Genomic DNA, 16,738 nt, shown 5'->3' on the forward strand with positions numbered 1-16,738 from the left:
TCTGCGTTTCGCAATCCGTGAAGGCGGCCGTACCGTAGGCGCGGGTGTTGTTGCTAAAGTTATCGCTTAATCGCTGACGACTTTTCGACACCAATAAAAAGGGCACTTCGGTGCCCTTTTTTTATACAAATTGGTTAAATCTTAATTGAAATAAAAAGCATTCCCATTTAGACTTGATGCATTGGTTAAGAAGTGAGTCTCCTATGTACGTATGTCTGTGTAATGCCGTGACTGATAAAGCCATTCGCAAAGTGGTTCGCCAGCACAACCCTCATACCATGAAGCAACTGCGTGATTTAGTGCCAATTGGTACCGATTGTGGGAAATGCATTCGTCAGGCAAGACAAATTATGGTGGAGGAACGCGCAACCATTATTCATATGCATGAAGTTGCCTAACAAAAGGTAAGGTTATTTTTTGACTCTTGGCATACAGGTTCTACACTTTTAGAACTGGTCAGGAGGATTACCCTATGAAAGGCGATAAAAAGATCATTGCGCATCTCAACAAACTGCTTGGTAACGAGCTGGTTGCCATCAATCAATATTTCCTGCACGCCCGTATGTTCAAGAATTGGGGTCTAATGCGCCTCAACGATAAGGAATATCACGAGTCGATCGACGAGATGAAACATGCCGATCGTTACATTGAACGCATATTATTCCTTGAAGGGCTCCCCAATCTGCAAGACCTCGGCAAACTGAATATTGGCGAAGACATTGAAGAAATGCTGCGCTCAGATCTCGATCTTGAGCTGCAAGGCGCCAGAGATTTGCGTGAAGGTATCGCCTATGCTGATTCCATCCATGACTATGTCAGCCGCGATTTGATGATTGAAATTCTGGCCGACGAAGAACAACACATCGACTGGCTGGAGACCGAACTGGACCTGATTCAGCGGTTGGGTATCCAGAACTATGCCCAGGCGCAGGTACTGGAGCGCAAAGACTGATTTACCGCGTTTCCTCTCTGCCGGAAACCGATTACTGCCGGCAGGGCAGGGGACAGCGATTGCTGAATATCCCCATGAGAGTCCCCATCTTTTTCTCTTGGCGCCAACGTCTGATACCTCATCTCGATTAAATTTGTCGATATCCTGAGCATAATTTCATCTGTGCCTTGCTTATGCGCGCATTTTGCGTATAATGCGCGGGCTTACCTAATCTTGGTAAGCCTGATTTTAGCGAATCAGTCGATAGGCAAGCTCTTTCTGCCCTTCGAACAATACTCCCGATATGGGGGTTATATGTTGACGATTACACTCCCCCATCAATCGAAATGGGTGTGAGGAGTAATTATTTACGTTTATAAATAATTGGAGCTCTGGTCTCATGCAGAACCAAAGAATCCGTATCCGCCTGAAAGCGTTTGATCATCGTCTGATCGATCAATCAACCGCGGAAATCGTCGAGACTGCTAAGCGCACTGGTGCGCAAGTCCGTGGTCCGATCCCGCTGCCAACTCGCAAAGAGCGCTTTACCGTTCTGATCTCTCCGCACGTCAACAAAGATGCGCGTGATCAGTACGAGATTCGCACTCACAAGCGTCTGGTTGACATCGTTGAGCCAACCGAGAAAACCGTTGATGCTCTGATGCGTCTGGATCTGGCTGCCGGTGTAGACGTGCAGATCAGCCTGGGTTAATCAGGTCATTGAGCGATTGAGAGGTTGAAACAATGATTGGTTTAGTCGGTAAAAAAGTGGGTATGACCCGTATCTTCACTGAAGATGGCGTTTCTATCCCAGTAACCGTAATCGAAATTGAAGCGAACCGCGTTACTCAGGTCAAAGACCTGGACAACGACGGGTACCGTGCCATCCAGGTCACTACCGGTAGCAAAAAAGCGAACCGTGTGACCAAACCGGAAGCGGGCCATTTCGCTAAAGCTGGCGTTGAAGCTGGCCGTGGTCTGTGGGAATTCCGCCTTGAAGAAGGTCAAGAGTTCGCTGCAGGTCAGGAAATCAGCGTAGAAATCTTCGCTGACGTTAAAAAAGTCGACGTTACCGGTACTTCTAAAGGTAAAGGTTTTGCTGGCACTGTAAAGCGCTGGAACTTCCGTACCCAAGACGCTACCCACGGTAACTCCTTGTCTCACCGCGTTCCGGGTTCTATCGGTCAGAACCAGACTCCGGGCAAAGTGTTCAAAGGCAAGAAAATGGCTGGCCACCTGGGTGACGAGCGTGTAACCGTTCAAAGCCTGGACGTAGTACGTGTTGACGCTGAGCGCAACCTGCTGCTGGTTAAGGGTGCTGTACCGGGCGCAACCGGTGGCAACCTGATCGTTAAACCAGCTGTGAAGGCGTAAGGGGATAGCAATGGAATTAGTATTGAAAGACGCGCAAAGCGCGCTGACTGTTTCCGAAACTACCTTCGGTCGTGATTTCAACGAAGCGCTGGTACACCAGGTTGTTGTTGCTTATGCAGCAGGTGCCCGTCAAGGTACCCGTGCTCAGAAGACCCGTGCTGAAGTAACTGGTTCCGGTAAAAAACCGTGGCGCCAGAAAGGTACCGGCCGTGCGCGTTCAGGTTCTGTAAAGAGCCCGATCTGGCGTTCCGGTGGTGTAACCTTCGCTGCCAAGCCACAAGACCACAGTCAGAAAGTTAACAAAAAGATGTACCGCGGCGCGCTGAAAAGCATCCTGTCCGAACTGGTACGTCAAGATCGTCTGATCGTTGTCGAGAAGTTCTCTGTAGAAGCGCCTAAAACCAAGCTGCTGGCACAGAAACTGAAAGATATGGCCCTGGAAGACGTGCTGATTGTAACCGGCGAAGTCGACGAGAATCTGTTCCTGGCCGCTCGCAACCTGTACAAGGTTGACGTGCGCGACGTAGCAGGTATCGATCCAGTTAGCCTGATCGCCTTCGACAAAGTGGTTATGACTGCTGATGCTGTGAAGCAAGTTGAGGAGATGCTGGCATGATCCGTGAAGAACGTTTGCTGAAAGTGCTGCGTGCACCGCACGTATCTGAAAAAGCATCCGCTGCGATGGAAAAAAGCAACACCATCGTTCTCAAAGTTGCCAAAGACGCGACCAAAGCAGAAATCAAAGCTGCAGTGCAGAAACTGTTTGAAGTCGAAGTCAAGGACGTTAACACCCTGGTAGTTAAAGGGAAAGTGAAGCGTCACGGTCAGCGTGTTGGTCGTCGTAGCGACTGGAAAAAAGCTTACGTCACCCTGAAAGAAGGCCAGAATCTGGACTTCATCGGCGGCGCAGAGTAAGTCGGAGGAGTAAGAACAATGGCAATTGTTAAATGTAAACCTACATCTCCGGGTCGTCGCCACGTTGTTAAAGTGGTTAACCCTGAGCTGCACAAGGGTAAACCTTATGCCCCGCTGCTTGAAAAAATGAGCAAAAGCGGTGGTCGTAACAACAATGGCCGTATCACCACCCGTCATATCGGTGGTGGCCACAAGCAACATTATCGTCTGGTTGACTTCAAACGCAACAAAGACGGTGTGCCTGCAGTGGTTGAGCGTCTGGAGTACGATCCGAACCGTTCCGCGAACATCGCGCTGGTTCTGTACAAAGACGGCGAACGCCGTTACATCCTTGCGCCGAAAGGCCTGAAAGCTGGTGACCAGATTCAATCTGGCGTTGATGCTGCAATCAAAACGGGTAACACCCTGCCGATGCGCAACATTCCAGTGGGTTCAACGGTTCACAACGTAGAAATGAAACCAGGTAAAGGCGGCCAGATGGCTCGTTCAGCCGGTGCCTACGTTCAGATCGTTGCACGTGATGGTTCCTACGTAACTCTGCGTCTGCGCTCTGGCGAAATGCGTAAAGTTCCAGTTGATTGCCGCGCCACCCTGGGTGAAGTCGGTAACGCTGAACATATGCTTCGCGTTCTGGGTAAAGCAGGTGCTGCACGTTGGCGTGGTGTTCGTCCTACCGTTCGCGGTACGGCGATGAACCCGGTAGATCACCCGCACGGTGGTGGTGAAGGTCGTAACTTTGGTAAGCACCCGGTAACTCCGTGGGGCGTTCAGACCAAAGGTAAGAAGACCCGTAGCAACAAGCGTACTGATAAGTTCATCGTACGTCGCCGTAGCAAAAAATAATTAGAGGATAAGCCATGCCACGTTCTCTCAAGAAAGGTCCTTTTATTGACCTGCACTTGCTGAAGAAGGTAGAGAAAGCGGTGGAAAGCGGTGACAAGAAGCCTTTGCGCACTTGGTCCCGTCGTTCAACGATCTTTCCTAACATGATCGGTTTGACCATCGCTGTCCATAATGGTCGTCAGCACGTACCAGTGTTCGTTTCCGATGAAATGGTCGGTCACAAACTGGGTGAATTCGCGCCGACTCGTACTTATCGCGGCCATGCGGCTGATAAAAAAGCTAAAAAGCGCTAAGGTAGGAGGAAGAGATGGAAACTATCGCTAAACATCGCCACGCTCGTTCTTCTGCTCAGAAGGTTCGCCTTGTTGCTGACCTGATCCGCGGTAAGAAAGTGTCGCAAGCTCTGGAAACTCTGACCTACACCAACAAGAAAGCTGCTGGTCTGGTTAAGAAAGTGCTGGAGTCTGCCATTGCTAACGCAGAACACAACGATGGCGCTGACATCGATGATCTGAAAGTCACGAAAATCTTCGTCGACGAAGGCCCAAGCATGAAGCGCATTATGCCGCGTGCAAAAGGTCGTGCAGATCGCATCCTGAAGCGCACCAGCCACATTACTGTGGTTGTGTCCGATCGCTGAGACTCTGGAGACTAGCAATGGGTCAGAAAGTACATCCTAACGGTATTCGCCTGGGTATTGTCAAACCTTGGAACTCTACTTGGTATGCGAATACCAAAGAATTCGCTGACAACCTGGACAGCGACTTTAAAGTTCGTCAATTCCTGACCAAGGAACTGGCGAAAGCTTCCGTTTCTCGCATCGTTATCGAACGTCCTGCGAAGAGCATCCGTGTGACTATTCACACCGCTCGTCCAGGCATCGTTATCGGCAAGAAAGGTGAAGATGTCGAAAAACTGCGTAAGGTCGTAGCGGATATCGCTGGCGTTCCTGCACAGATTAACATCGCCGAAGTCCGTAAACCGGAACTTGACGCTAAATTGGTTGCTGACAGCATCACTTCACAGCTGGAACGTCGCGTTATGTTCCGTCGTGCTATGAAGCGTGCTGTACAGAACGCAATGCGTCTTGGCGCTAAAGGTATCAAAGTTGAAGTAAGCGGCCGCCTTGGCGGTGCTGAAATCGCGCGTACCGAATGGTACCGTGAAGGTCGTGTTCCGTTGCACACTCTGCGTGCGGATATCGATTACAACACATCTGAAGCGCACACCACTTATGGTGTAATCGGCGTTAAGGTATGGATCTTCAAAGGTGAGATCCTGGGTGGTATGGCTGCAGTTGAACAACCGGAACCGGCTGCTCAACCTAAAAAGCAGCAGCGTAAAGGCCGCAAGTAAGGAGAGTCGCTGATGTTACAACCAAAGCGTACAAAATTCCGTAAGATGCACAAGGGCCGCAACCGTGGTCTGGCGCAGGGTACGGATGTTAGCTTCGGCACTTTCGGTCTGAAAGCTGTTGGCCGTGGCCGTCTGACTGCTCGTCAAATCGAAGCAGCTCGTCGTGCAATGACTCGTGCAGTTAAGCGTCAAGGTAAGATCTGGATCCGTGTATTCCCGGACAAACCGATCACCGAGAAGCCGCTCGAAGTGCGTATGGGTAAAGGTAAAGGTAACGTGGAGTATTGGGTTGCCCTTATCCAGCCTGGTAAAGTCCTGTACGAAATGGACGGTGTGCCGGAAGAGCTGGCCCGTGAGGCATTCAAGCTGGCTGCAGCTAAATTGCCGATCAAAACCACCTTTGTAACTAAGACGGTGATGTAATGAAAGCACAAGAGCTGCGTGAAAAAAGCGTTGAAGAGCTGAACACTGAGCTGCTCAACCTGCTGCGTGAGCAATTCAACTTGCGCATGCAGGCGGCGAGTGGCCAGCTGCAACAAACTCACCTGTTGAAACAAGTGCGTCGTGATGTCGCACGCGTTAAGACTTTACTGACTGAAAAGGCGGGTGTGTAAATGAGTGACAATATCCGTACTCTGCAAGGTCGCGTGATCAGCGACAAAATGGAGAAATCCATTGTTGTTGCTATCGAGCGTTTCGTGAAGCACCCGATCTACGGGAAATTCATCAAGCGTACGACCAAGCTGCACGTACACGACGAGAGCAACGAATGTGGTATCGGCGACGTGGTTGAAATCCGCGAATGCCGTCCACTGTCCAAGACCAAGTCCTGGACGTTGGTTCGCGTTGTAGAGAAAGCGATTCTGTAATAGAGTAGCTGGCTCTAACTTAATGAACGGCTCAGGAAATGAGCCGTTCATTTTTTCTACCCATACTCTGGAAGCGGTGTTATAATGCTGCGCCCTCGGTTATGGGGCTTTTCAACGACCTAATATTTCTTGGGTCTTTAAAGTAGTAGTTGACATTAGCGGAGCACTAAAATGATCCAAGAACAGACTATGCTGAACGTCGCCGACAACTCCGGTGCACGTCGCGTAATGTGTATCAAGGTTCTAGGTGGCTCGCACCGTCGCTACGCAGGCGTCGGCGACATCATCAAGATTACCATCAAGGAAGCAATTCCACGTGGTAAGGTGAAGAAAGGCGATGTGCTGAAGGCGGTAGTGGTGCGCACCAAGAAGGGTGTACGTCGCCCGGACGGTTCTGTCATTCGCTTCGATGGTAATGCATGCGTTATTTTAAACAATAACAGCGAGCAGCCAATCGGTACGCGTATTTTTGGGCCGGTAACTCGTGAACTGCGTAATGAGAAGTTCATGAAAATTATCTCTCTGGCCCCAGAAGTACTCTAAGGAGCGAACCATGGCAGCGAAAATCCGTCGTGATGACGAAGTTATCGTGATTACCGGGAAAGACAAAGGTAAGCGCGGTAAAGTAAAAAATGTCCTGTCTGCTGGTAAGGTCATTGTTGAAGGTATCAACCTGGTGAAGAAACATCAGAAGCCGGTTCCGGCTCTGAACCAACCAGGTGGCATCGTTGAAAAAGAAGCTGCAATTCAGGTTTCTAACGTTGCTCTCTTCAATGCGGCTACCGGTAAGGCTGACCGTGTAGGCTTTAGATTCGAAGACGGCAAAAAAGTCCGTTTCTTCAAATCTAACAGCGAAACTATCAAGTAATTTGGAGTAATACGATGGCGAAACTGCATGATTACTACAAAGACGAGGTAGTTAAACAACTGATGTCTCAGTTTAACTACAATTCTGTCATGCAAGTCCCTCGGGTCGAGAAGATCACCCTGAACATGGGTGTTGGTGAAGCGATCGCTGACAAGAAACTGCTGGATAACGCAGCAGCCGACTTGGCAGCAATCTCCGGTCAAAAGCCGTTGATCACCAAAGCACGCAAATCTGTTGCAGGCTTCAAAATCCGCCAGGGCTATCCGATCGGCTGTAAAGTAACTCTGCGTGGCGAACGCATGTGGGAGTTCTTTGAGCGTCTGATTTCCATTGCTGTTCCACGTATCCGTGACTTCCGTGGCTTGTCCGCCAAGTCATTCGACGGCCGTGGCAACTACAGCATGGGTGTGCGTGAGCAAATCATCTTCCCAGAAATCGACTACGACAAAGTCGATCGCGTCCGTGGTTTGGATATTACCATTACCACTACTGCGAACTCTGATGATGAAGGCCGCGCACTGTTGGCTGCTTTTAACTTCCCGTTCCGCAAGTAAGGCAGGGTTACTGATGGCTAAGCAATCAATGAAAGCACGCGAAGTAAAGCGCGTGAAATTAGCTGACAAGTTCTTTGCAAAACGCGCTGAACTGAAAGCTATTATCTCTGATGTGAACGCTTCCGATGAAGATCGTTGGAATGCCGTTCTCAAGCTGCAAACTCTGCCGCGTGATTCCAGCCCGTCCCGTCAGCGTAATCGCTGCCGCCAAACTGGCCGTCCACATGGTTATGTGGGCAAATTCGGGTTGAGCCGTATCAAACTGCGTGAAGCCGCCATGCGCGGTGAAGTACCAGGCTTGAAAAAGGCTAGCTGGTAATTGTCACCAATTGAATCACGGGAGTAAAGACAGATGAGCATGCAAGATCCGATCGCGGATATGCTGACCCGTATCCGTAACGGTCAAGCCGCGAACAAAGTTGCGGTCACCATGCCTTCCTCCAAGCTGAAAGTGGCAATTGCCAACGTGCTGAAGGAAGAAGGTTTTATTGAAGATTTCAAAATCGAAGGCGACGCCAAGCCTGTTCTGGAACTGGTACTGAAGTACTTCCAGGGCAAAGCTGTGGTAGAAAGCATTCAGCGTATCAGCCGTCCAGGTCTGCGTATCTATAAGAAAAAAGATGCGTTGCCAAAAGTTATGGCCGGTTTGGGGATCGCTGTTGTTTCTACCTCTAAAGGTGTTATGACCGATCGTGCAGCTCGCCAGGCTGGTCTTGGTGGCGAGATTATCTGCTACGTAGCTTAATTCGGGAGGAAAGAATGTCTCGTGTTGCAAAAGCACCCGTCGTCATTCCTGCCGGCGTAGAGGTAAAACTCAACGGTCAGGTTATTTCGATTAAGGGTAAGAACGGCGAGCTGACTCGTACAGTCCACGAAGCCGTTGAAGTGAAGCAAGAAGCTAACGCACTGACTTTCGCACCACGCGAAGGCTTTGTGAACGCATGGGCCCAAGCGGGTACTACGCGCGCTCTGCTGAACGCAATGGTTATCGGTGTTACCGAAGGCTTCACCAAGAAGCTTCAACTGGTAGGCGTTGGTTATCGTGCTGCTGTTAAAGGCAATGTGGTGAATTTAGCCCTGGGCTTCTCTCACCCTGTCGATCACCAGCTGCCAGCAGGTGTTACTGCTGAATGTCCTAGCCAAACTGAAATCGTGCTGAAAGGCGCTGATAAGCAGATTATTGGCCAGGTTGCTGCAGATCTGCGTGCCTACCGTCGTCCTGAGCCTTACAAAGGCAAGGGTGTTCGTTACGCCGACGAAGTCGTGCGTATCAAAGAGGCTAAGAAGAAGTAAGGTAACACTATGGATAAGAAATCTGCTCGTATCCGTCGTGCGACCCGCGCACGCCGCAAGCTCAAAGAACTGGGTGCAACCCGCCTGGTGGTACATCGTACCCCGCGTCACATTTACGCACAGGTAATTGCTCCGAACGGTTCTGAAGTATTGGTAGCAGCTTCTACTTTAGAAAAAGCTATCACTGAGCAACTGAAGTTTTCCGGTAACAAAGACGCAGCAGCAGCAGTAGGTAAAGCTATCGCTGAGCGCGCGTTGGAAAAAGGCATCAAAGATGTTTCCTTTGACCGTTCCGGTTTCCAATATCATGGTCGAGTCCAGGCACTGGCAGATGCTGCCCGTGAAGCTGGCCTTCAGTTCTAAGGAAGAGGTTTAAGATGGCTCACATCGAAAAACAAGCTGGCGAACTGCAGGAAAAGCTGATCGCGGTAAACCGCGTATCTAAAACCGTAAAAGGTGGCCGTATTTTCAGCTTTACCGCACTGACAGTCGTTGGTGATGGTAACGGTCGCGTTGGTTTTGGCTACGGCAAAGCACGCGAAGTTCCGGCAGCGATCCAGAAAGCGATGGAAAAAGCCCGTCGCAACATGATGAATGTCGCGCTGAACAGCGGCACCCTGCAGCACCCTGTTAAAGGTGCTCACACGGGTTCTCGTGTGTTCATGCAGCCGGCTTCCGAAGGTACCGGTATTATCGCCGGTGGTGCAATGCGCGCCGTCCTGGAAGTCGCTGGGGTTCACAACGTATTGGCTAAGGCTTATGGTTCCACCAACCCGATCAACGTGGTTCGTGCAACTATTGATGCCTTGGCAAATATGAAGTCCCCTGAAATGGTCGCTGCCAAGCGTGGTAAATCCGTTGCAGACATTCTGGGGTAATTGACCATGGCTAAGACTATTAAAGTAACACAAGTTCGCAGTTCCATTGGCCGTCTGCCGAAGCATAAAGCTACTCTGCTCGGTCTGGGTCTGCGTCGTATTGGTCACACCGTAGAGCGCGAGGATACTCCTGCTGTACGCGGTATGATCAACCTGGTTTCCTACATGGTTAAAGTTGAGGAGTAACAGATGCGTTTAAATACTCTGTCTCCGGCTGAAGGTGCCAAGCATGCGCCGAAGCGTGTAGGTCGTGGTATTGGTTCTGGCCTGGGTAAAACCGGCGGCCGTGGTCACAAAGGTCAGAAGTCTCGTTCTGGCGGTGGCGTACGTCGCGGGTTTGAAGGTGGTCAGATGCCTTTATACCGTCGTTTGCCGAAATTCGGCTTCACCTCTCGCAAAGCGATGATCACGGCAGAAGTTCGTCTGTCTGAGCTGGCTTTGATTGAAGGCGACGTAATCGACCTGAACACGCTGAAAGCCGCTAACGTTGTTGGTACCCAGATTGAGTTCGCGAAAGTTATGCTTTCTGGCGAAATCACTCGTCCGGTTACCCTGCGTGGTCTGCGTGTCACCAAAGGCGCTCGTGCTGCTATCGAAGCTGCTGGCGGTAAAATTGAGGAATAAGTAGCAGATGGCTAAGCAACCAGGATTAGATTTTCAAAGTGCTAAAGGTGGGCTCGGCGAGCTGAAGCGCAGACTTTTGTTTGTTATCGGCGCGCTGATTGTCTTCCGTATCGGCTCTTTTATTCCGATTCCTGGTATCGATGCCACTGTGCTTGCCAAATTGCTCGAGCAGCAGAGAGGCACTATCATTGAAATGTTTAACATGTTCTCTGGTGGTGCCCTCAGCCGTGCTTCTATCTTTGCTCTGGGGATCATGCCATATATCTCGGCGTCGATCATTATCCAGCTGCTGACGGTGGTTCATCCGGCGTTGGCGGAAATCAAGAAAGAAGGGGAGGCTGGCCGTCGCAAGATAAGCCAGTACACCCGGTACGGTACGCTGGTATTGGCCATATTCCAGTCGATCGGTATTGCTACCGGTCTGCCGAATATGCCTGGTATGCAGGGCCTGGTGTTAAATCCAGGCTTTGCGTTCTACTTTACTGCGGTTGTGAGTCTGGTTACCGGGACAATGTTCCTGATGTGGCTGGGTGAGCAGATAACCGAACGAGGTATCGGCAACGGTATTTCAATCATTATCTTCGCTGGTATTGTGGCGGGATTACCGCCGGCAATCGGTCATACTATTGAGCAAGCCCGGCAAGGCGACCTGCACTTCCTCCTGTTGCTGCTGGTTGCAGTATTGGTGTTTGCAGTAACCTTCTTCGTTGTTTTCATCGAACGTGGTCAACGTCGTATCGTCGTTAACTATGCGAAACGTCAACAAGGTCGTCGTGTTTACGCAGCACAGAGCACACACTTACCGTTGAAAGTGAACATGGCAGGCGTAATTCCTGCAATCTTCGCTTCCAGCATTATCCTGTTCCCAGCCACGATTGCATCCTGGTTTGGGGGCGGTACCGGTTGGAACTGGCTGACAACGATTTCGATGTATTTGCAGCCTGGACAGCCGCTTTATGTGTTACTCTATGCGTCTGCAATCATCTTCTTCTGTTTCTTCTACACGGCGTTGGTTTTCAACCCGCGTGAGACAGCAGATAACCTGAAGAAGTCCGGTGCCTTCGTACCAGGAATTCGTCCGGGAGAGCAAACGGCGAAGTACATCGATAAAGTAATGACGCGTTTAACCCTGGTGGGCGCGATGTACATTACTTTCATCTGCCTGATCCCGGAGTTCATGCGTGATGCAATGAAAGTACCATTCTACTTTGGTGGTACCTCGCTACTGATCGTGGTTGTCGTCATCATGGACTTTATGGCTCAAGTGCAAACTCTGATGATGTCAAGTCAGTACGAGTCTGCATTGAAGAAAGCAAACCTGAAAGGCTATAACCGCTAGTCGGGTTTTGTTTGAGAAGTTACGGAGAGTAAAAATGAAAGTTCGTGCTTCCGTCAAGAAATTATGTCGTAACTGCAAAATCGTTAAGCGTAACGGTGTCGTTCGTGTGATTTGCAGCGCCGAGCCGAAGCATAAACAGCGTCAAGGCTGATTATCTCGCATATTTTTCTTGCAAAGTTGGGTTGAGCTGGCTAGATTAGCCAGCCAATCTTTTGTATGTAGCTGCAACATTATTTGAGTATCCTGAAAACGGGCTTTTCAGAATGGTGTTGCCGTATAAAATAGTAGGAGTGCATAGTGGCCCGTATAGCAGGCATTAACATTCCTGATCATAAACATACCGTAATCGCCTTAACGTCGATCTTCGGAATCGGTAAAACCCGCTCACAGTCTATCTGTGCGGCTACGGGTATTCCTGAAAATGTTAAGATCAGTGAGCTGTCTGAAGAGCAAATTGAACAGCTGCGTGAAGCAGTCGCCAAATTCACTGTAGAAGGTGATTTGCGTCGTGAAGTTACCCTGAGCATCAAGCGTCTGATGGATCTTGGTACATATCGTGGTTTGCGCCATCGTCGTGGTCTGCCAGTTCGCGGTCAGCGTACTAAGACCAACGCACGTACCCGTAAGGGTCCGCGTAAACCGATCAAGAAATAATCGGGGTGATTGAATAATGGCAAAGGCACCTGTTCGTACACGCAAGCGTGTAAGAAAGCAAGTCTCTGACGGCGTGGCTCATATCCATGCTTCTTTCAACAACACCATTGTAACTATTACCGATCGTCAGGGTAATGCTTTGGGTTGGGCAACTGCCGGTGGTTCCGGTTTCCGTGGTTCTCGTAAGTCAACTCCGTTTGCAGCTCAGGTTGCAGCCGAACGTTGTGCTGAAGCAGTAAAAGAATACGGTATCAAGAACCTGGAAGTTATGGTTAAAGGACCTGGTCCTGGTCGTGAGTCTACTATCCGCGCTCTGAACGCGGCTGGTTTCCGCATCACTAACATTACTGATGTGACTCCGATCCCTCATAACGGTTGTCGTCCGCCGAAAAAGCGCCGCGTATAACGCTGCTTTTAGGATTGTTGGAGAAAGAAAATGGCAAGATATTTGGGTCCTAAGCTCAAGCTTAGCCGCCGTGAGGGCACAGACCTGTTCCTGAAGTCTGGCGTTCGCGCGATCGATTCAAAATGCAAAATTGAGCAACCGCCTGGTCAACACGGTGCGCGTAAACCGCGTCTGTCTGACTACGGTGTACAGTTACGTGAAAAGCAAAAAGTTCGCCGTATGTACGGTGTTCTGGAGCGTCAATTCCGTAACTATTATAAAGAAGCAGCACGTCTGAAAGGCAACACTGGTGCAAACCTGTTGCAACTGCTGGAAGGCCGTCTGGACAACGTCGTTTACCGTATGGGCTTTGGCGCCACTCGTGCAGAAGCACGTCAGCTGGTTAGCCATAAAGGCATCATGGTAAATGGTCGCGTTGTTAACATCGCTTCTTATCAGGTATCTCCGAATGACGTAGTCAGCATCCGCGAGAAAGCTAAAAAGCAGTCTCGTGTTAAGGCCGCTTTGGAGCTGGCTGAGCAGCGTGAAAAGCCAACTTGGCTGGAAGTTGATGCTGCTAAGATGGAAGGTGTGTTCAAACGTATTCCTGAACGTACCGATCTGTCTGCGGACATTAACGAACACCTGATCGTCGAGCTTTACTCCAAGTAAAGCTTAGTACCAAAGAGAGGACACAATGCAGGGTTCTGTGACAGAGTTTCTAAAACCGCGCCTGGTAGATATCGAGCAAGTCAGTTCGACGCACGCCAAGGTGACCCTTGAGCCTTTAGAGCGTGGCTTTGGCCATACTCTTGGCAACGCACTGCGCCGTATTCTGCTTTCATCTATGCCGGGTTGCGCGGTGACCGAGGTTGAGATTGATGGTGTACTGCATGAGTACAGCACCAAAGAAGGCGTACAGGAAGATATCCTGGAGATCCTGCTCAACCTGAAAGGGCTGGCGGTGAGAGTTCAAGGCAAAGATGAAGTTATTCTTACCCTGAATAAATCTGGCATTGGCCCTGTGACCGCTGCCGACATTACCCATGATGGTGATGTCGAAATCGTCAAGCCGCAGCACGTTATCTGCCACCTGACCGATGAGAACGCTGCTATCAGCATGCGTATCAAAGTTCAGCGCGGTCGTGGTTATGTGCCGGCTTCTGCCCGAATTCATTCGGAAGAAGATGAGCGCCCGATTGGTCGTCTGTTGGTGGACGCCTGCTATAGCCCTGTAGAGCGTATTGCCTACAATGTTGAAGCAGCGCGTGTAGAACAGCGTACTGACCTGGACAAGCTGGTAATCGAAATGGAAACCAATGGCACGATCGATCCTGAAGAGGCGATCCGCCGTGCGGCAACCATTCTGGCTGAACAACTTGAAGCTTTCGTTGACTTGCGTGATGTACGTCAGCCGGAAGTTAAAGAAGAGAAACCAGAGTTCGATCCAATCCTGCTGCGCCCTGTTGACGATCTGGAATTGACTGTCCGCTCTGCTAACTGCCTTAAGGCAGAAGCTATCCACTACATCGGTGATCTGGTACAGCGTACCGAGGTTGAGTTGCTGAAAACGCCGAACCTGGGTAAAAAATCTCTTACCGAGATTAAAGATGTGCTGGCCTCACGTGGTCTGTCTCTGGGCATGCGCCTGGAAAACTGGCCGCCGGCAAGCATTGCTGACGAGTAACCGGATCACAGGTTAAGGTTTTACTGAGAAGGATAAGGTCATGCGCCATCGTAAGAGTGGTCGTCAACTGAACCGTAACAGCAGCCATCGCCAGGCTATGTTCCGTAACATGGCCGGCTCTTTGGTTCGTCATGAGATCATCAAGACGACCCTGCCAAAAGCGAAAGAGCTGCGTCGCGTTGTTGAGCCGCTGATTACTCTTGCCAAGACCGACAGCGTAGCTAATCGTCGTCTGGCATTCGCCCGTACTCGTGATAACGAGATCGTGGCAAAACTGTTTAACGAGCTGGGCCCGCGTTTCGCGAGCCGTGCCGGTGGTTACACTCGCATTCTGAAGTGTGGCTTCCGCGCAGGCGACAACGCGCCGATGGCATACATCGAGCTGGTTGATCGTGCTGAGTCTCAAGCAGAAGTGGCAACTGCAGAGTAATCTGTAGACGCGTAAAAAAACCGGGCTTGCCCGGTTTTTTTACGTCTGTCGTTTGCCGCAGATCGATCCCCCTATGTGATGACTTAAGATCTCCCTTCTTATCCACTATGCTAATATTATCTGCTTTAGCGCTGGAGAAATCCTCTTATGTGGTTGCTCGATGAATGGGCTGAACGCCATATCGCCGATGCCCAGCAGAAAGGTGAACTCGACAAACTACCCGGTATGGGCGCGCCGCTAATACTGGATGATGACAGTGCGGTACCTGCCGAGCTGCGATCGGGTTTTCGCCTGTTAAAAAACGCCGGTTATCTGCCGCCAGAACTTGAAGTGCGCAAAGAAGCGCTGACGCTGGCTCGCTTACTGCAGGGCATCAATAGCGAACATCCTGACTTTGACGAGTTGAATAAACGCATGGCGCTGTTGGCGTTTCGTTTGCGTCAGGCGGGAATGAGCACCGATTTTCTACACGGTGAATATCAGGCGGCACTGAGCGGTAAATTCAGCACGGAGGATAAGTAATGTTTAAAATTGGCCAGTTGGCAAAACTTGCCGATGTGACGCCCGATACGGTGCGTTATTACGAAAAGCAGGGCATGATGGATCACGACATCAGAACCGAAGGCGGTTTTCGCTTGTACAGCGAGCAGGACTTGCAGCGGCTGCGTTTTATTCGTTATGCCAAGCAATTGGGATTTACCCTGGAAACCATCGCCGAACTGTTATCGATCCGCGTCGATCCAGAGCATCATACCTGCCAGGAATCAAAATCGATCGTGGAGGCGCGACTGCAGGACGTTGAGAACAAATTGCAAGAATTGTCGCGTATGCGTGAATCATTGAAACGACTCAGCGATGCCTGCTGTGGTACCGCACATACCAGTAGCTCTTGCTCGATCCTTGAGGCATTGGAACAAGGCGCACGTGAAGAAAAAGCGGCAAGCGTCAGGCAACAGCGATAATCGCTTTAATGTCGACCTCGACCGCAGTATCATCAGCCGTTTTATAACCACAGAGTTAATCGGAGTAATACCATGACAAAATATCGACATACCAAGGGCCAAATTCAGGATAACGCCTTGGAAGCCTTGTTACATGACCCGCTGTTTCGCCAACGGGTAGAAAAAAATATTAAAGGTAAAGGCAGTTATCGGCGTAAAGAAAAACATGCAAAAGGTGGGCGTTGGGAGGCCAGTGGTAAAGTATCAGCAGATAATTTACCACTGGCCTTCTGGTTTTAAGCCATTAAAAAAGCCCTCTATCAGCGAGGGCTTTTATTTATAAAAAGGGTGGTCTTACAGCTTTGGCTGTTGTTGCTGAGCCAGCAGATCGCGTATTTCAGTCAGCAGTTTTTCTTCAGTGGTAGGCGCTGGCGGAGCAGCAGGGGCTTCTTCCTGCTTGCGGCGAACTTTATTCATCAGCTTAATTGCCAGGAAGATGGCAAATGCGACGATGATAAAATCAAAAACGGTCTGAATGAATGAACCATAATTCATTACTACCGCCGGAACAGCGCCTTGTGCTTCACGTAAAACCAGATGGAACTGTTTAAAATCGACGCCGCCAATCAGCAAACCCAACGGCGGCATGATGATATCAGCAACGAATGACGATACAATTTTCCCGAAGGCAGCACCGATAATGACACCCACCGCCAAATCGACCACGTTGCCACGCATGGCAAACTCGCGGAACTCTTTCATCATACTCATAGAACACCCCTCGCAAAATTAATAAC

General features: G+C 50.2%; 35 protein-coding genes. 34 read left to right on the plus strand and 1 reads right to left on the minus strand.

Going from position 1 to position 16,738, the window contains the following annotated elements; genetic code table 11:
- The 34 genes from ACCC84_RS22985 to ACCC84_RS23150 form a co-directional block, all read left to right on the plus strand.
- The coding region (locus ACCC84_RS22985) for an EF-Tu C-terminal domain-related protein (protein WP_139806292.1) at positions 1 to 70 on the plus strand (70 nt) is incomplete at its 5' end.
- Positions 71 to 203: 133 nt separating this feature from the next.
- The gene (gene bfd, locus ACCC84_RS22990) at positions 204 to 398 is read left to right on the plus strand and encodes a bacterioferritin-associated ferredoxin (protein WP_004956197.1); all 195 of its coding nucleotides are present in this window, start codon (positions 204 to 206) and stop codon (positions 396 to 398) included.
- 74 nt (positions 399 to 472) lie between these two features.
- Positions 473 to 952, plus strand: a complete 480-nt coding sequence (gene bfr, locus ACCC84_RS22995; protein WP_004956195.1) for a bacterioferritin — start codon at positions 473 to 475, stop codon at positions 950 to 952.
- A 379-nt stretch (positions 953 to 1,331) separates the two neighbouring features.
- Positions 1,332 to 1,643 (plus strand): 30S ribosomal protein S10, encoded by a 312-nt coding sequence (gene rpsJ / locus ACCC84_RS23000; protein ID WP_001181005.1) that lies wholly within the window; start codon positions 1,332 to 1,334, stop codon positions 1,641 to 1,643.
- A gap of 32 nt (positions 1,644 to 1,675) precedes the next feature.
- Positions 1,676 to 2,305, plus strand: a complete 630-nt coding sequence (gene rplC, locus ACCC84_RS23005; protein ID WP_004956193.1) for a 50S ribosomal protein L3 — start codon at positions 1,676 to 1,678, stop codon at positions 2,303 to 2,305.
- A gap of 10 nt (positions 2,306 to 2,315) precedes the next feature.
- Positions 2,316 to 2,921 (plus strand): 50S ribosomal protein L4, encoded by a 606-nt coding sequence (rplD, locus tag ACCC84_RS23010; RefSeq protein ID WP_004956192.1) that lies wholly within the window; start codon positions 2,316 to 2,318, stop codon positions 2,919 to 2,921.
- On the plus strand, positions 2,918 to 3,220 hold the full coding sequence (gene rplW, locus ACCC84_RS23015) for a 50S ribosomal protein L23 (protein ID WP_004929776.1): 303 nt from the start codon (positions 2,918 to 2,920) through the stop codon (positions 3,218 to 3,220). Before rplD ends, rplW begins: the two co-directional genes overlap by 4 nt.
- An 18-nt stretch (positions 3,221 to 3,238) precedes the next feature.
- On the plus strand, positions 3,239 to 4,063 hold the full coding sequence (rplB, locus tag ACCC84_RS23020) for a 50S ribosomal protein L2 (protein WP_039991329.1): 825 nt from the start codon (positions 3,239 to 3,241) through the stop codon (positions 4,061 to 4,063).
- A 14-nt stretch (positions 4,064 to 4,077) separates the two neighbouring features.
- Entirely contained in the window at positions 4,078 to 4,356 is a 279-nt protein-coding gene (gene rpsS, locus ACCC84_RS23025; RefSeq protein ID WP_004929772.1) for a 30S ribosomal protein S19, read from the plus strand.
- 14 nt (positions 4,357 to 4,370) lie between these two features.
- Positions 4,371 to 4,703: a 50S ribosomal protein L22 gene (gene rplV, locus ACCC84_RS23030; protein WP_002223844.1), complete on the plus strand. Its 333-nt coding sequence runs from the start codon at positions 4,371 to 4,373 to the stop codon at positions 4,701 to 4,703.
- A gap of 17 nt (positions 4,704 to 4,720) precedes the next feature.
- Complete coding sequence (gene rpsC, locus ACCC84_RS23035; RefSeq protein ID WP_004956187.1) at positions 4,721 to 5,419, plus strand: 30S ribosomal protein S3; 699 nt, start codon at positions 4,721 to 4,723, stop codon at positions 5,417 to 5,419.
- A gap of 12 nt (positions 5,420 to 5,431) precedes the next feature.
- Positions 5,432 to 5,842: a 50S ribosomal protein L16 gene (gene rplP, locus ACCC84_RS23040; RefSeq protein WP_004956184.1), complete on the plus strand. Its 411-nt coding sequence runs from the start codon at positions 5,432 to 5,434 to the stop codon at positions 5,840 to 5,842.
- Positions 5,842 to 6,033, plus strand: a complete 192-nt coding sequence (gene rpmC, locus ACCC84_RS23045; RefSeq protein ID WP_004956182.1) for a 50S ribosomal protein L29 — start codon at positions 5,842 to 5,844, stop codon at positions 6,031 to 6,033. The genes rplP and rpmC overlap by 1 nt, the downstream gene beginning before the upstream one ends.
- Positions 6,034 to 6,288: a 30S ribosomal protein S17 gene (gene rpsQ, locus ACCC84_RS23050; RefSeq protein WP_004956179.1), complete on the plus strand. Its 255-nt coding sequence runs from the start codon at positions 6,034 to 6,036 to the stop codon at positions 6,286 to 6,288.
- Between the two features lie 171 nt (positions 6,289 to 6,459).
- On the plus strand, positions 6,460 to 6,831 hold the full coding sequence (gene rplN, locus ACCC84_RS23055) for a 50S ribosomal protein L14 (protein WP_000613954.1): 372 nt from the start codon (positions 6,460 to 6,462) through the stop codon (positions 6,829 to 6,831).
- A gap of 10 nt (positions 6,832 to 6,841) precedes the next feature.
- Complete coding sequence (rplX, locus tag ACCC84_RS23060) at positions 6,842 to 7,156, plus strand: 50S ribosomal protein L24 (RefSeq protein WP_004956177.1); 315 nt, start codon at positions 6,842 to 6,844, stop codon at positions 7,154 to 7,156.
- Positions 7,157 to 7,170: 14 nt separating this feature from the next.
- Complete coding sequence (rplE, locus tag ACCC84_RS23065) at positions 7,171 to 7,710, plus strand: 50S ribosomal protein L5 (RefSeq protein ID WP_004956175.1); 540 nt, start codon at positions 7,171 to 7,173, stop codon at positions 7,708 to 7,710.
- Positions 7,711 to 7,723: 13 nt separating this feature from the next.
- A complete protein-coding gene (gene rpsN, locus ACCC84_RS23070) occupies positions 7,724 to 8,029 on the plus strand; it encodes a 30S ribosomal protein S14 (RefSeq protein ID WP_004956173.1) in 306 nt (101 codons plus the stop codon).
- A 33-nt stretch (positions 8,030 to 8,062) separates the two neighbouring features.
- Entirely contained in the window at positions 8,063 to 8,455 is a 393-nt protein-coding gene (gene rpsH / locus ACCC84_RS23075) for a 30S ribosomal protein S8 (protein WP_004956170.1), read from the plus strand.
- Between the two features lie 14 nt (positions 8,456 to 8,469).
- Positions 8,470 to 9,003: a 50S ribosomal protein L6 gene (gene rplF / locus ACCC84_RS23080; protein WP_004956168.1), complete on the plus strand. Its 534-nt coding sequence runs from the start codon at positions 8,470 to 8,472 to the stop codon at positions 9,001 to 9,003.
- A gap of 9 nt (positions 9,004 to 9,012) precedes the next feature.
- Positions 9,013 to 9,366 carry a 50S ribosomal protein L18 gene (gene rplR, locus ACCC84_RS23085; protein ID WP_004956165.1) on the plus strand — a complete coding sequence of 118 codons (354 nt, stop codon included), beginning with the start codon at positions 9,013 to 9,015 and terminating at the stop codon, positions 9,364 to 9,366.
- A gap of 14 nt (positions 9,367 to 9,380) precedes the next feature.
- Entirely contained in the window at positions 9,381 to 9,881 is a 501-nt protein-coding gene (rpsE, locus tag ACCC84_RS23090) for a 30S ribosomal protein S5 (protein WP_004956164.1), read from the plus strand.
- Positions 9,882 to 9,887: 6 nt separating this feature from the next.
- Positions 9,888 to 10,067, plus strand: coding sequence for a 50S ribosomal protein L30 (gene rpmD / locus ACCC84_RS23095; RefSeq protein WP_004956161.1), 180 nt, complete (start codon positions 9,888 to 9,890; stop codon positions 10,065 to 10,067).
- 3 nt (positions 10,068 to 10,070) lie between these two features.
- Complete coding sequence (gene rplO / locus ACCC84_RS23100) at positions 10,071 to 10,505, plus strand: 50S ribosomal protein L15 (protein WP_039991315.1); 435 nt, start codon at positions 10,071 to 10,073, stop codon at positions 10,503 to 10,505.
- Positions 10,506 to 10,512: 7 nt separating this feature from the next.
- Positions 10,513 to 11,844, plus strand: a complete 1,332-nt coding sequence (gene secY, locus ACCC84_RS23105; RefSeq protein ID WP_004956156.1) for a preprotein translocase subunit SecY — start codon at positions 10,513 to 10,515, stop codon at positions 11,842 to 11,844.
- 34 nt (positions 11,845 to 11,878) lie between these two features.
- A complete protein-coding gene (rpmJ, locus tag ACCC84_RS23110; protein ID WP_002227352.1) occupies positions 11,879 to 11,995 on the plus strand; it encodes a 50S ribosomal protein L36 in 117 nt (38 codons plus the stop codon).
- Between the two features lie 146 nt (positions 11,996 to 12,141).
- Positions 12,142 to 12,498 (plus strand): 30S ribosomal protein S13, encoded by a 357-nt coding sequence (gene rpsM, locus ACCC84_RS23115; protein WP_039991313.1) that lies wholly within the window; start codon positions 12,142 to 12,144, stop codon positions 12,496 to 12,498.
- Between the two features lie 16 nt (positions 12,499 to 12,514).
- Positions 12,515 to 12,904 carry a 30S ribosomal protein S11 gene (gene rpsK / locus ACCC84_RS23120; RefSeq protein WP_004956154.1) on the plus strand — a complete coding sequence of 130 codons (390 nt, stop codon included), beginning with the start codon at positions 12,515 to 12,517 and terminating at the stop codon, positions 12,902 to 12,904.
- A 30-nt stretch (positions 12,905 to 12,934) separates the two neighbouring features.
- Positions 12,935 to 13,555 carry a 30S ribosomal protein S4 gene (rpsD, locus tag ACCC84_RS23125; protein ID WP_004956152.1) on the plus strand — a complete coding sequence of 207 codons (621 nt, stop codon included), beginning with the start codon at positions 12,935 to 12,937 and terminating at the stop codon, positions 13,553 to 13,555.
- A 25-nt stretch (positions 13,556 to 13,580) separates the two neighbouring features.
- Positions 13,581 to 14,570 (plus strand): DNA-directed RNA polymerase subunit alpha, encoded by a 990-nt coding sequence (locus ACCC84_RS23130; protein ID WP_002919219.1) that lies wholly within the window; start codon positions 13,581 to 13,583, stop codon positions 14,568 to 14,570.
- A gap of 40 nt (positions 14,571 to 14,610) precedes the next feature.
- Positions 14,611 to 15,000 (plus strand): 50S ribosomal protein L17, encoded by a 390-nt coding sequence (gene rplQ, locus ACCC84_RS23135; RefSeq protein ID WP_004929726.1) that lies wholly within the window; start codon positions 14,611 to 14,613, stop codon positions 14,998 to 15,000.
- Between the two features lie 147 nt (positions 15,001 to 15,147).
- On the plus strand, positions 15,148 to 15,522 hold the full coding sequence (locus tag ACCC84_RS23140) for a DnaJ family domain-containing protein (protein WP_004956143.1): 375 nt from the start codon (positions 15,148 to 15,150) through the stop codon (positions 15,520 to 15,522).
- Entirely contained in the window at positions 15,522 to 15,962 is a 441-nt protein-coding gene (gene zntR / locus ACCC84_RS23145; RefSeq protein ID WP_004956140.1) for a Zn(2+)-responsive transcriptional regulator, read from the plus strand. Before ACCC84_RS23140 ends, zntR begins: the two co-directional genes overlap by 1 nt.
- A gap of 72 nt (positions 15,963 to 16,034) precedes the next feature.
- The gene (locus ACCC84_RS23150) at positions 16,035 to 16,241 is read left to right on the plus strand and encodes an alternative ribosome-rescue factor A (RefSeq protein WP_088499844.1); all 207 of its coding nucleotides are present in this window, start codon (positions 16,035 to 16,037) and stop codon (positions 16,239 to 16,241) included.
- 54 nt (positions 16,242 to 16,295) lie between these two features.
- Here the strand turns inward: ACCC84_RS23150 and mscL are convergent, their stop codons facing one another.
- Positions 16,296 to 16,712 carry a large-conductance mechanosensitive channel protein MscL gene (gene mscL / locus ACCC84_RS23155; protein ID WP_004956137.1) on the minus strand — a complete coding sequence of 139 codons (417 nt, stop codon included), beginning with the start codon at positions 16,710 to 16,712 and terminating at the stop codon, positions 16,296 to 16,298.
- Between the last annotated feature and the right edge of the window lie 26 nt (positions 16,713 to 16,738).

Source organism: Serratia odorifera (assembly GCF_041448735.1).
In the GTDB taxonomy this organism is placed as follows: domain Bacteria; phylum Pseudomonadota; class Gammaproteobacteria; order Enterobacterales; family Enterobacteriaceae; genus Serratia_F; species Serratia_F odorifera.

Coding starts and splice junctions, on each gene's coding strand:
- bfd (WP_004956197.1), top strand. CDS start 204: ATGTACGTATGTCTGTGTAATGCCGTGACTGATAAAGCCATTCGCAAA.
- bfr (WP_004956195.1), top strand. CDS start 473: ATGAAAGGCGATAAAAAGATCATTGCGCATCTCAACAAACTGCTTGGT.
- rpsJ (WP_001181005.1), top strand. CDS start 1,332: ATGCAGAACCAAAGAATCCGTATCCGCCTGAAAGCGTTTGATCATCGT.
- rplC (WP_004956193.1), top strand. CDS start 1,676: ATGATTGGTTTAGTCGGTAAAAAAGTGGGTATGACCCGTATCTTCACT.
- rplD (WP_004956192.1), top strand. CDS start 2,316: ATGGAATTAGTATTGAAAGACGCGCAAAGCGCGCTGACTGTTTCCGAA.
- rplW (WP_004929776.1), top strand. CDS start 2,918: ATGATCCGTGAAGAACGTTTGCTGAAAGTGCTGCGTGCACCGCACGTA.
- rplB (WP_039991329.1), top strand. CDS start 3,239: ATGGCAATTGTTAAATGTAAACCTACATCTCCGGGTCGTCGCCACGTT.
- rpsS (WP_004929772.1), top strand. CDS start 4,078: ATGCCACGTTCTCTCAAGAAAGGTCCTTTTATTGACCTGCACTTGCTG.
- rplV (WP_002223844.1), top strand. CDS start 4,371: ATGGAAACTATCGCTAAACATCGCCACGCTCGTTCTTCTGCTCAGAAG.
- rpsC (WP_004956187.1), top strand. CDS start 4,721: ATGGGTCAGAAAGTACATCCTAACGGTATTCGCCTGGGTATTGTCAAA.
- rplP (WP_004956184.1), top strand. CDS start 5,432: ATGTTACAACCAAAGCGTACAAAATTCCGTAAGATGCACAAGGGCCGC.
- rpmC (WP_004956182.1), top strand. CDS start 5,842: ATGAAAGCACAAGAGCTGCGTGAAAAAAGCGTTGAAGAGCTGAACACT.
- rpsQ (WP_004956179.1), top strand. CDS start 6,034: ATGAGTGACAATATCCGTACTCTGCAAGGTCGCGTGATCAGCGACAAA.
- rplN (WP_000613954.1), top strand. CDS start 6,460: ATGATCCAAGAACAGACTATGCTGAACGTCGCCGACAACTCCGGTGCA.
- rplX (WP_004956177.1), top strand. CDS start 6,842: ATGGCAGCGAAAATCCGTCGTGATGACGAAGTTATCGTGATTACCGGG.
- rplE (WP_004956175.1), top strand. CDS start 7,171: ATGGCGAAACTGCATGATTACTACAAAGACGAGGTAGTTAAACAACTG.
- rpsN (WP_004956173.1), top strand. CDS start 7,724: ATGGCTAAGCAATCAATGAAAGCACGCGAAGTAAAGCGCGTGAAATTA.
- rpsH (WP_004956170.1), top strand. CDS start 8,063: ATGAGCATGCAAGATCCGATCGCGGATATGCTGACCCGTATCCGTAAC.
- rplF (WP_004956168.1), top strand. CDS start 8,470: ATGTCTCGTGTTGCAAAAGCACCCGTCGTCATTCCTGCCGGCGTAGAG.
- rplR (WP_004956165.1), top strand. CDS start 9,013: ATGGATAAGAAATCTGCTCGTATCCGTCGTGCGACCCGCGCACGCCGC.
- rpsE (WP_004956164.1), top strand. CDS start 9,381: ATGGCTCACATCGAAAAACAAGCTGGCGAACTGCAGGAAAAGCTGATC.
- rpmD (WP_004956161.1), top strand. CDS start 9,888: ATGGCTAAGACTATTAAAGTAACACAAGTTCGCAGTTCCATTGGCCGT.
- rplO (WP_039991315.1), top strand. CDS start 10,071: ATGCGTTTAAATACTCTGTCTCCGGCTGAAGGTGCCAAGCATGCGCCG.
- secY (WP_004956156.1), top strand. CDS start 10,513: ATGGCTAAGCAACCAGGATTAGATTTTCAAAGTGCTAAAGGTGGGCTC.
- rpmJ (WP_002227352.1), top strand. CDS start 11,879: ATGAAAGTTCGTGCTTCCGTCAAGAAATTATGTCGTAACTGCAAAATC.
- rpsK (WP_004956154.1), top strand. CDS start 12,515: ATGGCAAAGGCACCTGTTCGTACACGCAAGCGTGTAAGAAAGCAAGTC.
- rpsD (WP_004956152.1), top strand. CDS start 12,935: ATGGCAAGATATTTGGGTCCTAAGCTCAAGCTTAGCCGCCGTGAGGGC.
- ACCC84_RS23130 (WP_002919219.1), top strand. CDS start 13,581: ATGCAGGGTTCTGTGACAGAGTTTCTAAAACCGCGCCTGGTAGATATC.
- rplQ (WP_004929726.1), top strand. CDS start 14,611: ATGCGCCATCGTAAGAGTGGTCGTCAACTGAACCGTAACAGCAGCCAT.
- ACCC84_RS23140 (WP_004956143.1), top strand. CDS start 15,148: ATGTGGTTGCTCGATGAATGGGCTGAACGCCATATCGCCGATGCCCAG.
- zntR (WP_004956140.1), top strand. CDS start 15,522: ATGTTTAAAATTGGCCAGTTGGCAAAACTTGCCGATGTGACGCCCGAT.
- ACCC84_RS23150 (WP_088499844.1), top strand. CDS start 16,035: ATGACAAAATATCGACATACCAAGGGCCAAATTCAGGATAACGCCTTG.
- mscL (WP_004956137.1), bottom strand. CDS start 16,712: ATGAGTATGATGAAAGAGTTCCGCGAGTTTGCCATGCGTGGCAACGTG.